The following is a 13,665-nucleotide window of genomic DNA, read 5'->3' on the forward strand; positions in this document are numbered from 1 at the left end:
ATATCTACCAAAATGGAATTATCGTGCAGTTCCGACTATTTAGCAGACGCTAATGTTATTAAATTTTCATTCCTTAGCGTTAAGAATTGACAATTGACAATTCTTGTGATATGTGCTTGAATTTTAATGGAAAAGGCGTTAGTACATTCCCGCCAAGAAACTTACTAACGCCTTTTGTGTACTCCTTACGAATACAACACGATTATGCCACAAAACGGTTATCAACAGGGATTCGCAGCGAATCCTGGTGCGATCGCGTACCAAAAACGCCTTTACCCTTGGGCGATCGCCAAACTCATGCCCAGTATGCAGCGGGCGATTGTGGGGCGATTTCGCAGTCGATCGGATGCTGACGGACACTTGCTGTGTCTGCGTCAACTCATGCCTCAAGCAACGCTTGTCGTAGTCTTTGACTTGCAACCAGACTTAGAAGTACCAATTGCGGCGCCCATAGCAATTCGATAAGCACAAGAATCTGAGCCCCCCTTAAAAAAGGGGGGCTATAAAAATTGACAAATTACTAAATACCAATTACCACAGCAGATAAATATCAACCTAAGTTAGGATAATTTTATCCTCAATTTGCTTTTAAATCATGACTTCTACAACTGCAAAATTCATCGTGTCTCAAGTGGGTGGAATTCCTCAATGGCAAGCCGCGACTTGGGAAGATTATGTAGCAGCCTGCGAAGATCCTTCTTTGGAGGAAGCGAGAATATTTTTTTATCAAGGGTATCTTTGGATAGACATGGGTAATGAAGGGCCTCAGCACGCCAGATTTAACAACCTCTTGACGCTGGTATTTTACGCCTGGTTTGTCAGCAAAGGAGGACAAGCTTTCGATGATTTGGGTGGATGTGTAATTGAGAAGCCAAAGGTGGGAGGAGGTGCGCCCGATCGCATTTTATATGTCGGCGGAGAATTTATCCAGTGGCAAAAAGGGGAACCGCGCCGACTTAATCTAAATAAATCGCGAATTCCCGATTTAGTGATAGAAACTTCCGATACGACTTTGGCAAGCGATTTAGATCAAAAGAAGCGCTTGTATGCTGCTTTGGGAATTCCTGAGTATTGGGTAGTAGATATTAAGGGGGAGAGAGTTTTGGCATTTCGCTTGCAGGAAAACGGGAAATATCAGGAATGCGAAATTTCCGGAGCCCTTGAGGGATTGCCAATTGCTTTACTATCGGAGACTTTGAAACTTTTGGGTGAGGGAAATGGGACGGCTGCGATGTGGTTTGCTCAACAAATTGGGAAGTTGTAGAGAGGTTGGCGAAAAGTGCGATCGCCCGCGATTCACAATAATTTTTTCAAGCTCGACTCTAGGTCTGCCACAATCTCTGAGAATGTTGATATTTGTGCTAAGCTAATCTACAAAAGATGTCACGATCGTGCAGTAACCTTTCTGTGATTTAAAGGAGCAAGTCAATGAATATTGTCTTAAAGCCGGAATACGAAGAGTTTATTCGAGCGCAAATTCAAAGCGGAAAATATGGCAGCGCTGAAGAACTAATTGGAGAAGCGATCGCACTTTTAAAAGAACGAAAACAACGCATCGAAGAACTCCGCCAGAAAATAGCAGTGGGAACTGCACAAATTGCTAAGGGACAAGTGACAGATGGAGAACTTGTGTTTGCCAAAATTCAAGAAAAGATCGATCGAAGAGAACAGTCAGGGGCATGAACAGTTATACATTTTCAGATGAAGCCGTCCGAGACTTGAATGAGATTTGTGAGTACATTGCTGGCAATAGTTCCAGGGCAGCCAGCGAGCTTTTTGATGCAATTCGTCAAAAATGTAAACTTGTCGCCGAATTTCCCAATATGGGCAAACGCTATGAGAGGTTATCCCCCAACTTGCGCGGATTTATTGTTAGGGATTATTTAATTTTTTATTACCCGAGATCGGACGGGATTGATATTGCTCGCGTGCTACGGGGCGATCGAGACTTGGAATTATTGTTTTCAGAGTTAGGGGAAGACTAATTAGCTTTGAATATATCTGAACGAGCGATCGCACTTGGGAAAGAAAAGGGCGCTCGCACTTTTGGATTTGGGATGAGAGAGGTAGGCGATCGCAATTCACTAAAACAAACTTTTCTACCCATTTGTTCGTGTATCACCAAGATAGATTTGCTTAGAACCCTTGCCAATGTAAATCCAGCGAAGGTCTTGCAGACGATTTATCAGATTGGATATTGTTACGCCAAGTTCATCTCGCATTGCATAAAGATGTTTCCAGTTGGTTAGATCGCGTCCTCTTCGTACTTCTTCTAGCTTAAAGCTGGGCATCAGCAAACAACTAGCAAAATACTGTGCTTGCCATTCTATCCCTTGCTGACTGCTAATACTGCGACATAAAAATGGCTCTACGGCGCTCTCAACACCACGCTTTTGCTCTTCTTCTAAACGAGAAACCGCTTTTTGATCTATGTGAAGCTCCCAATGTCCTATTTCGTGAGCTATTGAAGATTCTTCAAAACCTTTAGGCAGTTCCAGACTCTTTTCGTTCATTATAATTTTACGTTCAGTAGGTAGAATCATGGCAGCAATCGCCCCTTTTGCATCAGGAGGTATGTAGCCACAATCCATATCCAATCCTAAAGCTTCAGCAACATGACCAGCATCAATAGGCCATTTTAGAGGACGCTTGCGCTTTTTATTGACGCGCGCAAGAACATCCATCGCACGAAGCTCAATTTCCTGTTTTGAAAATATTTGATACTGGTTGATTACTTTCAACTCTTCCTATCCTCACCTTCTAATTGTGTGGTTTGGCGCAGTAATTGTTGTGCAAATTCTGGCTCATCCCGCATCCGGCGCAGCAACGCAGGCATTTGCCTGTACTTTTTGACCAGATCCTCAAAAACTTTGGCATCATCTGGTGTAATCCTACCTGCTAGGCGTTTGAGGTCATCTGTACGATCGGTCAAATCCAAATGACGCGCTAACGCCTCAATGACATCCTCACTGGGAGGATACCCAGCGTGGTCGTTTTCCAGTTTGGATAGGTAGGTATAATCCACACCGATCAACTTTGCCAGCTCGCGCTGGCTATATTCCTTGTCCTTACGGGCTTGACGAATCAGCTTGCCAAACGTCTCGCTCACGGCTGTAGTCCCTTATCATGGAAAAATTGTAATCTATCTTGACTTTATCTTCAACAGGGTCTAAAGTATGTTTGTTGGCCAAATTGGTCAACATGAACAATATAAACACTATAATAGGTCAAGACAGACCTTTGTGGAGCCACAGCATGAAAAAACAACCCTTCAATCCCGACCAACTGTGCTTCTCAATCGGCAGACCCCTGCCAGTTTTGCTTGAGGAAGTTCAACGGACAAGTCGGAATCAAAAGCTGAGGAAGGCCGCCAAACAAATGCTGGAAGGCTTGCGTACCTTTGAATTGGCGAACCAAACTGAGGTTTCCAAATCCGTCAAAGCAAAAACCGCCATCCACGAAATTTTAACCAAATGAACCAATAACAGCCCTCTAAAATAGAGGGCTAAACTCATGGACAAAATTTGGGCATTTGCCAGCTATAATCTTTGGTCACAGTTTGCTCCACCAGTAGGGCAAGAATACTTCCACTGCGATATGAAGCGAGGTTTTGCTAGGGCACGACAGCGAGAACCTGGAGTCGCAGCAGTTAAAGATTTAGACAACACACCTCAACGAATTGGAATACTTGCACAGCAAGGAGTTTATGAATTTCATCAAAACCCTAAACTATTCTCGCGCAAAGATGCTGTAGAGCTAGTTGCAGAAATTCTGCAATTAAGCCAAGAGTCAACTCCTGTTCAGGAACGAGTAATTCTCATCCTGACCAATTACCACCAGCAACCGATTCTTTTAGGCAAGAACATCATTAAACTGAACCGAGGTGATGAGGGATTTCCCCCACCAATTATTCTGAAGCAGGGGAATTATCTGTTTAACTTCTTTGCGGCGATAGACTGCATTTTTGCCGAACCCGATGGAACCATACACATTTTAGATTTCAAAACAGGTAAATCTGAATTCGATCGGCGACAGGCATATCTTTACTTGCTAGCAGCCAGTTATCTCTACCCGTCTCAGCCAGCTATCGCCTCATTTTATAATTTGGAAACAGGCAAGCAGTCTGACCCACTCAGGGCAACGGCTGATACACTACAAGCTTTCAAAATAGAGATGTCGCTGATTGCTCAACGACATCAAAAAGATTTGAAGCGTTACCGCGACGATCCGGCTGAGTTCGACATAATTTTTCCACCTAATCCTGGTTCAAACTGTTCTTACTGTCCCTTTAACTCAATTTGTGAATTTTCTTCTGTAATATTAGAGGTTGCCGCATGACTGCTGCTGTTCAAATTACCCCACAAGTCTCTCCTTCACCAACATATTTGAGCGAGATTTTCCCGCTGAGTATTTCGCAACCGAATTTAATCTGCTTTCGACTGACTCCTGAAGTAGATCGCAAAATTGGCAACCGATTTAGCTGGCGTTTTTGCCAAAAGTTTACTAATCAAGAATTTCCTCATCAGCTAGTTACTATCTGGGAAGACAAATATTTTTGGGTTTTAGGTCAACCTAATCAACCCATGCCCACTAAAGAAAAGTGGCGAGAGGCACTGGTAGAAATTGAAGAGGAGTTGAGAGAAGATATTGGCGATCGATCCTACTCTATCCAATGGGTACGGGAACCGCAGGTAACAGCTCCTATCCTTGCTCAATTAGCTGTTAGAATCTTGCAAAGAAGTTCGGAGTTCTCATCGGCTGATACTGTTTGGTCTGAAAATCATGTTGAAGTCAAGCGTGAAGCTAATTTTTGGGCAGAAACTATTGACTTGCAAGATGGTGAATATCCGGCTTTAGTTTTAACACCTCACAGCTACTTCGTTTACCAAACTACATTGGATGAATTTTACGAAAATCATCCATATAGGAACAAACCGAAAGAACTTTTAATAGGTTTGAAAGTTAGAAATATTGAAAATAATAGTTTTGCTACCATTACTGCTATGGTAGGCCCGATTGGAGAAGGAGGACGCAGACAAGACCTCATCGATAAAGCAACAGGTGCACAGAGCAAACTAAAACTTCAAGAAGCACCAGACGATCAAGTTGTTGTTGCAGTCCAGTTTGGCAAAAATCCAACTGAGTATCACTATCCAATTTCTGCTTTGCGTCCCTGTGTCACAGAGGAAACCGCCGATCGCTTTGAGGTAAAATACGGAGACTTACTCAAGGAAACAAAAATTCCCTACCAACAGCGAAAAGATTGTTTTATCTCATATAAACAGAAAGCTGCAAATTCTCTCAAAGATTTTGGATTTGAGTTGAATGATAGTATTAATAGTCGCCAGTATCCAAATTTATTTTTGCCGGTAGCTTTTAAACTTGAGGAAACCAACCTTCTTTTTGGAAAAGACATTATTGGCAAAAGACGTGATGTATTGCAAGGACTTTCTAAGGGTGGTGTTTATCGCTGTCACGATGATTACATTAAGCCACCAAGAGCTATGCGAATTTCAGTTTTAAAGGTAGGTGATTTTAAGGTAAAGACCTATTTCCTTGATGAAGTTCAGAAACGGCTGATAAAGTATAACTTTGAAACCCTCAGTTTCAGAGACCCAACTACCAAGGAGATTGATGAGAGTAGAATTAAAGTAGTTTCGCTCCACGGCTTGAGTAAGGCTGAGGCTAAAGTTAGATTGGAACAAGCTATATATGAACTAATAGAGATTCCCTCAGATATTGTTTTGACTTTTTTACCTGAGAGCGATCGCAATACCGACAATAGCGAAGACTGCAGTTTTTATGCGTTTATTTCTTCGCAGTTACTCCGACACGGAAAAGCAAGCCAAGTTATTTACGAGGAGACGTTGCAAGATACTAAAAATCACGGAAATATTCTCAATCAAGTCATTCCAGGGATTTTAGCAAAGTTAGGTAACTTGCCCTTTATTCTAGCTGAGCCTTTAAAGATTGCTGATTATTTCATCGGATTGGATATTTCCAGAACTCCCAAAAAGAAGGGAAGCGGAAGCTTGAATGTTTGTGCAAGTGTGCGTCTTTACGATCGGCAAGGAGAATTTATTCGCTATAGGCTAGAAGATGCTTTGACACAGGGTGAAGAAATCGATAAACGAACACTAGAGAGGTTTCTTCCGGCTCATGGCCTAACTGGAAAAACTGTACTAATTTACCGCGATGGACATTTTTGTGGTAATGAAGTCAAGTATTTACGGGAACGAGCGAAAGCAATTAGCTCTAATTTTATTTTGGTGGAATGTATCAAGTCTCAAGTTCCCCGACTTTACAACTTTGCTCAGTTAGCTTTAAAAGCACCCACAAAAGGTCTAGCACTTCGACTATCTGCATATGAAGTGATTTTGGTGACCACAGAAGTGAAGAATGAGAAGATGGGTCTGCCTTATCCCTTACGTTTGAAGGTTATTCCTGATGAAGGACAGGAAGTATCAATTGAAAGTTTAGTAGAAACAACACTTAAACTTACTTTATTGCATCATGGAGCACTTAAAGAGCCACGTTTACCCGTTCCCTTATATGGTTCTGACCGCATCGCTTATCGGCGGTTACAAGGTATTTCTCCAGGTGCATTGGATGGGGATAAACAATTTTGGCTTTAAGCCAGATCGCCCTTCCACCCACCACTCTAATAAAACCCTACCAAAAACCAACACCATCACACCAAAAAAATGCTCCGACTCTCTCAAACCCAACTCAAAATCCTCGAAGAATGCCCCCGCAAATTCCAACACAGCTACCTCGAACTACTCGCCACCACAGCCTCCCCAGAACACAAAGAAAAACTCACATGGGGAAGCCACTTTCACCTATTAATGCAGCAGCGAGAACTCGGACTTCCCATTGAATTTATCATCCAACAAGACCCCGAACTGGGACGCTGTGTGGCAGCATTTATCAACACCGCACCCGAACTATTCGCCAATTCAGAAAATAGCGATCGAATTTTCCGCCAAGCCGAACACCCCCGCACCCTAATTTTCCAAGACTACCTATTCACAGTTATCTATGACTTGCTAATAGCAGAACCAAACGCCGCCCAAATTCTCGACTGGAAAACCTATCCCCGCCCTCAAAAATCAAAATGGATAGCCGAAAGTTGGCAAACTCGCCTCTATTTATACGTCTTAGTAGAAACCAGCGACTATTCCCCCGAACAAGTTTCCATGACATACTGGTTCGTACAATTGCAAGGAGAAGAACCGCCGCAAAAACTCACCTTTTATTACAACCAAACAGAACACGATCGCACAAAACAAGATTTAACCCACCTATTGCAGCAGCTAACCGACTGGCGACAGCGCTATACCGACAAAGGTGAATTCTTACCCCAAGTAGAAATTAGTTCCAATCTTTGCGATTCCTGTCAATTCGCCACTCGCTGCAACCGCACACCAGAAATCAAAGCTTCCTCAGCAAATCTTCCGGCAGAAACTCCCACAGATTGGCTGCCAAATCTTGCTATAATCGACGAAATATTTATTTAATATATAAACAAACCCCCCAAATTTTACTCGTTACTAGGCTCTGCCTGGTAACGCAGATACGGAGGCATAGCCTCCAATTTTCCCATCGTCAGCGAGGCTCTTCCTCTGGAAATGAGTTCCCAGGAACTGCCTGGGAACAAGTTACTTGCATAAGTCTTATTTAACATACAAACAAGCCCCTAGATTCATCTGTGGTTACAATCTAAAATCTAAAACTAAAATCTAAAATCGAATGACAGAAAACCCTCAACACTGGCAAAATCAACTCTTACCCCAACCCCCAGCTTGGCTGATAGAAGCTGTCAGAAACCATGCACCAGAACTCCCCGGAAACTATGCCGCTGCACTTCTCTGGTATAGAGGAATTCAAAACCCGGAACAAATACTCGGTTTCTTAAATCCAAAACTTTACCAACCAGCAAGTCCCTTTGAATTCGGGCTAGAAATGAACTGGGCGATCGCAAGAATCCAGCAAGCAAGAAATAGCGGAGAAAAAGTCGCAATTTGGGGAGATTTTGACGCCGACGGCATTACTTCAACTTCCGTACTTTGGGACGGACTGGGAGAATTTTTTGCTCAAAACGACCAACTAACTTATTACATTCCCAACCGCTTAACCGAATCTCACGGACTCAATGTTCCGGGAATAGACGCCTTAGCAAAATCCGGAATTACCTTAATTATTACCTGCGATACAGGCAGTACAAACATCGCCGAAATCAAATATGCCACCAGCTTAAACATCGATACAATTATCACCGACCATCATACATTACCAGACGATCGCCCACCAACTACAGCCATTATCAATCCCCGCTACTTTCCCCCCAACCACCAACTATTTAACCTTTCAGGAGTGGGAGTAGCTTACAAATTAGTTGAAGCATTATATCACACATTACCGGATATTCCTCAGCGCCCGCTCACAGATTTATTAGAATTAGTAGCGATCGGCTTAATTGCCGATTTAGTCCAACTCACAGGAGACTGCCGCTACCTAGCACAACTCGGAATCGAACAACTGCAAAAACAACTCGCAAATCCCACCCGCCCGGGAGTGGCAAAATTGCTCGAACTGTGCAAGCGATCGGGCGATCGCCCAACCGACATTTCCTTCGGGCTCGGCCCACGAATCAACGCCGTCAGCCGCATTCAAGGCGACGCCAGCTTCTGCGTAGAACTCCTCACCAGCCGCGACAAAAAACGCTGCGAAGAATTAGCAAATTTAACCGAAATTGCAAACTCCCGGCGCAAATCTTTACAAAAAGATGTTGCCAAAGATGCCGCCAACAAATTAGCCAAACTCGACCTTTCAACTACTAGCGTCATCGTCCTCAGCGACCCCCAATGGCCCGTAGGTGTATTAGGATTAGTAGCAGGACAAATCGCCCAAGAATACGGCCGCCCCGTGATTTTATTCAGCACAGAAGGAAGCGAAGAAATTAACGAAAATTCCCAGGAAACGCAATTTACCTCTTTCTTAGATCCAGAATCACAAAAACTTTCTCCATCCAAAATTGCCAGGGGTTCGGCGCGTTCCGCCAATCAAATCGACCTTTACCAATTAGTCAAAGGCCAAGCGCATTTATTGCACAGATTTGGCGGTCATCCCTTCGCTGCCGGATTAAGTCTCCCCGTTGAAAATATCCCCCTATTTACCGATGGGGTAAATCAGCAACTGCGGCAACAATACAGTACAGATAGTTTAACATCCGCCACCGTTCAAGCCGACCTAAAAATTACTGTCTCCGAATTAGGCAAAGACTTATTTCAAGAACTAAAATTGCTCGAACCGTGCGGTATGGGCAACCCCGCCCCCAAATTGCTGATTGAAAACTGCTGGTTTGACAATCTCTGGAATCAAAAAATCAAGGATTTGAAAGGACAAAAAGTAGAATATATTAAAACAGAATTTACAATTAGGGATGAATCTAGCGATACGGGATTTCCCGGGATTTGGTGGGGACACAATCAAAACGAAATTCCCCAAGGCCGCTGCGATGTCACCGTCGAACTAGATTTTAATACTTACAAATCGCGCTATGAAGTGCGCCTCGTATCAGTGCGGGAACGCACGGAAGACAACCAAATCAATTCTCAGACTAAAATAGATTGGATCGTAGACTGGCGCAATAGAAATAATGATGAAGAGTTGGTAGCAGCCAGCACAAACTTAGAATCTCAAATGCCGATCGACAATCTAGTTTACAATTCCGAAATGGTCGATCGCGAAAACTCGATCGTCCTCAAAGAATGCCCCGCAAGCTGGGACGAACTGCGGATCTGGTTTCGCCAAGCACAGCACACTCAGAAAAAACTCGCGATCGCCTATACTTTACCCCCACTCGTACCCCCACAGCAAATCTGCCAACAGCTAATCGGCATCGCCAAATACCTCAGCCGCACCAAAAAACCCGTCACCAGACAACAACTCCGCCAAAAACTCGGCATCAGCGACACATCGCTGCAACTGGGGTTCAAAACCTTAACATATCTCGGTTTCCAAATCAATTATCGCGATCGAGCTTTCCACATCGCGAGACAATCCGAAACCGCACAGCAGCAAGACGCGCCATATCAAATCCCCCAACCGTTATTAGATAGCCAATCCCTTCAATTCTCAGTGCCAAATTCCCCCATCGCCGCCCGTTTTGCAGCGCAATTCCTAGCAGCAGTCTCTGAAGAACAATTCCGGCGGAAATATTTCTGTGAAGTACCCCTCTCCACCATTCAATCGATCGCCCGAGAGACCGTTTTCCAAGAAGATTCTACAGCAAATCCCTTTTAACTCATATCTAGCACCATTCTTGAGAACAGGCCGTCGGGCCTGTTCCACAACACATGAATTTTATTGTGGGGTGGGCACGCCAGCCCGTCCTGAAAGAATTATAGAGAATGGTAAAACATATGAGTTTTAACTGATATCTGCCACCATTGTTAAGCATAGGCAGGATGCCAGTTCCACTCACGAGATAACTTTTCTTGTGGGGCCCGCACGCTCTTGCCGCCAGTGGGGCGGGCTTTTTGGCCTGTGAAGCGAGACAGGTTTTTGCTGATCTGGTTGGGTCTATTCCTGACACGGATGCCACATCTCAGTTCTAAGAAATATCTTAGTTCTCAATTCATCCCGATAAAATAAGGCATAGGGCCGTGAGAGTTATCCGTTGCGAGTCAGGCCCAAAACTCATAACTCCTAACTCACAGGCCAAAACCTAAAACTCCCCACCGCCAAACTCTATAGCCAATCTCCAATTTAAAACCCCTATGCTCCTCTGTCCCCGCTGCCAATTTGAAAATCCCGCTCCAAACAAGTTTTGTCAACAATGCGGAACTTCCCTAATTTACAAACCTTGCCACGAATGCGGTGCCCAAGTCGCTTTTAGCGCCAAACAATGTCAGAATTGCGGCGTCACAACAGGTCAAGTGTGGCGGGCCATTATCTGCGGTCGATCGAATTTTCCAGCAGTCGAGCCAGACGAGTCAACCCTACCCCCAGCCGAGTTTCCGCAAAAACCAGAGATAGTTCCAGGAATCGCATCGCCCCAAAACTCTCCTGAACCCATCACAGACGCGATTAAAACAGACATAACCACCCCAGCCGAACTCCGAACAGCAGTCGCACCAACTTCTCCACAGCCAAGCGACGGCGAATTCAGCAGCCCAGAAATGGACGCTGTGGTAGCCGCGGGGGCGATCGCACCAGCATCCTTTCCAACAACCGAAAAATGCTCTAATACAGCACCAGAGCGCGAAATAACCCCATCTGAGCGCAATTTTACAACAGCACCACAGCCTAAACAAATCCACGAAGCAACAGATAACCCCGACAGCCCAAACATAGCTGACATCTCTCCCCAATCTCCAGAATTCCCCGCCCCCAATTCAGAATATTTAATCCCTTCCCAGCAAGCAGGAGCTTATTTAGACACCCAGCAGCGCTACCAACTCCTAGAAACAGTGCCGCCGAGAAAACTCTCAGACACAGTAGCAGTAACAGTATTGGACTGTCAGCCGCTGGAAATGTCACCCCTCAAAGCCATGCTAGCAGCCAACTCTGCCAGCGTCGCCAGACGAACGTCCCCCTACACCCCAGCAATTCGCGGAGAAAATTCGACAAATACCGCCTTAGCAGAGCTTTGCCAAGGCATAGCTGAACCTTATCTGGCACTCCGGTGGCAATTCTCTCAAAACCTGCCAGTCATTCACGATAGCTGGTCAGACAACGAACAGGCAGTGCTGCTGCTAGAAGACTGCTCTCAATGGCCTCTGCTGGTAGAACGGTGGAATCAACCCGAAACTTCCACCCAGCAAATTTTATACTGGCTGCACGAAATGACAGAACTGTGGGCTGCCCTAGAACCCTGGCGCTGTCGGCAAAGCTTGTTGGAACTGACAAATTTACGAGTCAACCCCGACTCTTCCTTTTCCTTGGCTTCTTTGCGGCTGCAATACCTCTATCCCGAACCTGCAGGCTCAAACCTGCAACTGGTAGATTTGGGGCAATTGTGGCAGGTAATATTTAGCCAGTCCGATCGCACTCAGTGTGGCGCATTGCTCGAACTGCTGCAACAAATGTACAGAGGCGAGATTAACACAATCGAAGAATTGCGATCGCGCCTAGAAACTGTTCCCCTCGAACTCCAATCCGCACCTTCACCAAGCTCAACCCCGACGCGCAGGCATTACCGCAGCCTCGACGATTCCTCCCCCGACGTTGGCGAGGTCTTAACCCAGCCCATGCCGCTCCAGATTTACAGCTTAGAAGACGCAGGCCTCACCGATGTTGGCCGCACGCGCGACCACAATGAAGACTTCTTCAGCATCTGGACTCAGCTCAACAAACTCGAAAGCTCCTTCGGTCGCATCTTTCAAACCAAAGGGCTTTACATTCTCTGCGACGGCATGGGCGGACACGACAGCGGAGAAATAGCCAGTCAACTAGCCGCTGAAACCCTCAGAGAATTCTTTCAAAGCACTTGGGAAAATCAACTTCCTCCGGCAGACACCATTCGCGAGGGCGTGCTGCTAGCCAACAAAGCCATCTTTGAAATCAATCAAAAGGACGGACGCTCCGGCAGCGCCCGCATGGGTACAACTCTAGTCGCAGTCTTAGTTCAAGACACCCAATTCGCCGTTGCCCACGTCGGCGACAGCCGCCTCTACCGACTCAGAAAGGGACAGACCCTAGAAAAAATCACCTCAGACCACGAAGTAGGGCAGCGCGAAATTAAGCGCGGGGTTGACCCGGAAACTGCTTATGCCCGTCCCGACGCCTATCAACTAACTCAAGCCATCGGCCCGCGAGACAGTAATTTTATCAAGCCTGAGGTGCAGTTTTTAGACTTGTGCGAAGATACCTTATTAATTTTGGCTTCCGACGGCCTGACAGATAATGATTTGTTGGAAACTCACTGGCAGAACACTCTCGAACCCCTCTTCAATCCCCAAGCCGATCTCGACCAGGGAGTTGCCGAGTTGATTGAACTAGGCAACAAACGCAACGGTCACGACAATATCACGGCAATTATCATTCGGGCGCAGGTAGGCGCATTTCGATTTTAGAATTTGGATGCTGCAAACTTTTTCAAAGGCGCCGCCTTTGCCTCGCGACTGCCTGGGTTAAACCTGCAATTGTTGCAGAGAAAGGATACAGCTTCGGCTGTTTCCGGGCAAGGCTTTACTGCTCGCTCTACTATTAGGAATCCGGTGTTGAAACAGCTTCTGTTTGAGTGCTCAAAAACTGATTGCAGCCCCCATACGATTGCAGAATAGCTGTTGAGGACACACCATTTATCAGTAGCTTGAATTTTGAGAGTCTATTCTGGGAATCTGGGGAAAAAACAGGCTTGATAGTGAGTGGATTCATCCTAGCTGAAAGAGCTTTTACCTACATAAAGAGTTAGTGCAATCAACAAAAAATAAACTAAAATGAAGTGAGGCAGCAGGGGGGGGCTGATGCAAAATCTCTTTTATTATACCCGATCGCTCTCTGCGCAATGTGGCCTAGGCGAGAATTGCCCGCCCTACATAGGGCTTGCCGAAAAAGCCTAAAACCTTGACAGAGAAAGACTTTGACTGGTTTGAACGCGGAGCGTGTGCAAGCTTATGAGCTAAAATCTGTCCAAAGCCTAGTACAACATCACTT

At 45.3% G+C, this 13,665-nt stretch carries 12 protein-coding genes; 10 read left to right on the forward strand and 2 right to left on the reverse strand.

The window, feature by feature from the left end; translation table 11 throughout:
- The first annotated feature begins 204 nt into the window (after positions 1–204).
- The 4 genes from QUA20_RS30350 (at position 205) to QUA20_RS30365 (ending at position 1,985) form a co-directional block, all read left to right on the forward strand.
- Positions 205–465, forward strand: coding sequence for a hypothetical protein (locus QUA20_RS30350; RefSeq protein WP_333193981.1), 261 nt, complete (start codon positions 205–207; stop codon positions 463–465).
- A 130-nt stretch (positions 466–595) separates the two neighbouring features.
- Positions 596–1,264: a Uma2 family endonuclease gene (locus tag QUA20_RS30355; RefSeq protein ID WP_333193982.1), complete on the forward strand. Its 669-nt coding sequence runs from the start codon at positions 596–598 to the stop codon at positions 1,262–1,264.
- Positions 1,265–1,428: 164 nt separating this feature from the next.
- Positions 1,429–1,683, forward strand: a complete 255-nt coding sequence (locus QUA20_RS30360) for a type II toxin-antitoxin system ParD family antitoxin (protein WP_333193983.1) — start codon at positions 1,429–1,431, stop codon at positions 1,681–1,683.
- Positions 1,680–1,985 carry a type II toxin-antitoxin system RelE/ParE family toxin gene (locus tag QUA20_RS30365; RefSeq protein ID WP_172190573.1) on the forward strand — a complete coding sequence of 102 codons (306 nt, stop codon included), beginning with the start codon at positions 1,680–1,682 and terminating at the stop codon, positions 1,983–1,985. The genes QUA20_RS30360 and QUA20_RS30365 overlap by 4 nt, the downstream gene beginning before the upstream one ends.
- Before the next feature lie 114 nt (positions 1,986–2,099).
- On the opposite strand, the gene QUA20_RS30370 is transcribed toward QUA20_RS30365, so the two are convergent.
- Together QUA20_RS30370 and QUA20_RS30375 are read right to left on the reverse strand one after the other, a co-directional pair.
- A complete protein-coding gene (locus QUA20_RS30370) occupies positions 2,100–2,741 on the reverse strand; it encodes an ImmA/IrrE family metallo-endopeptidase (protein WP_333193984.1) in 642 nt (213 codons plus the stop codon).
- Positions 2,738–3,109: a helix-turn-helix transcriptional regulator gene (locus tag QUA20_RS30375; RefSeq protein WP_333193985.1), complete on the reverse strand. Its 372-nt coding sequence runs from the start codon at positions 3,107–3,109 to the stop codon at positions 2,738–2,740. The genes QUA20_RS30370 and QUA20_RS30375 overlap by 4 nt, the downstream gene beginning before the upstream one ends.
- A 92-nt stretch (positions 3,110–3,201) precedes the next feature.
- Between QUA20_RS30375 and QUA20_RS30380 the strand changes: the two genes are divergently transcribed.
- The 6 genes from QUA20_RS30380 to QUA20_RS30405 all read left to right on the forward strand — a co-directional run bounded on the left by QUA20_RS30380 (position 3,202) and on the right by QUA20_RS30405 (position 13,082).
- Complete coding sequence (locus QUA20_RS30380; RefSeq protein ID WP_333193986.1) at positions 3,202–3,477, forward strand: hypothetical protein; 276 nt, start codon at positions 3,202–3,204, stop codon at positions 3,475–3,477.
- Between the two features lie 36 nt (positions 3,478–3,513).
- Positions 3,514–4,338, forward strand: coding sequence for a PD-(D/E)XK nuclease family protein (locus QUA20_RS30385; RefSeq protein ID WP_333193988.1), 825 nt, complete (start codon positions 3,514–3,516; stop codon positions 4,336–4,338).
- The gene (locus tag QUA20_RS30390; protein WP_333193990.1) at positions 4,335–6,635 is read left to right on the forward strand and encodes a Piwi domain-containing protein; all 2,301 of its coding nucleotides are present in this window, start codon (positions 4,335–4,337) and stop codon (positions 6,633–6,635) included. The genes QUA20_RS30385 and QUA20_RS30390 overlap by 4 nt, the downstream gene beginning before the upstream one ends.
- Before the next feature lie 69 nt (positions 6,636–6,704).
- Positions 6,705–7,520, forward strand: coding sequence for a PD-(D/E)XK nuclease family protein (locus tag QUA20_RS30395; RefSeq protein ID WP_333193991.1), 816 nt, complete (start codon positions 6,705–6,707; stop codon positions 7,518–7,520).
- Between the two features lie 232 nt (positions 7,521–7,752).
- Positions 7,753–10,308 (forward strand): DHH family phosphoesterase, encoded by a 2,556-nt coding sequence (locus QUA20_RS30400; RefSeq protein WP_333193992.1) that lies wholly within the window; start codon positions 7,753–7,755, stop codon positions 10,306–10,308.
- 476 nt (positions 10,309–10,784) lie between these two features.
- Positions 10,785–13,082, forward strand: a complete 2,298-nt coding sequence (locus tag QUA20_RS30405) for a serine/threonine phosphatase (protein ID WP_333193993.1) — start codon at positions 10,785–10,787, stop codon at positions 13,080–13,082.
- Positions 13,083–13,665: the final 583 nt, after the last annotated feature.

The sequence above is a fragment of the Microcoleus sp. Pol7_A1 genome (assembly GCF_036701085.1).
Lineage (GTDB): Bacteria > Cyanobacteriota > Cyanobacteriia > Cyanobacteriales > Microcoleaceae > Microcoleus > Microcoleus asticus.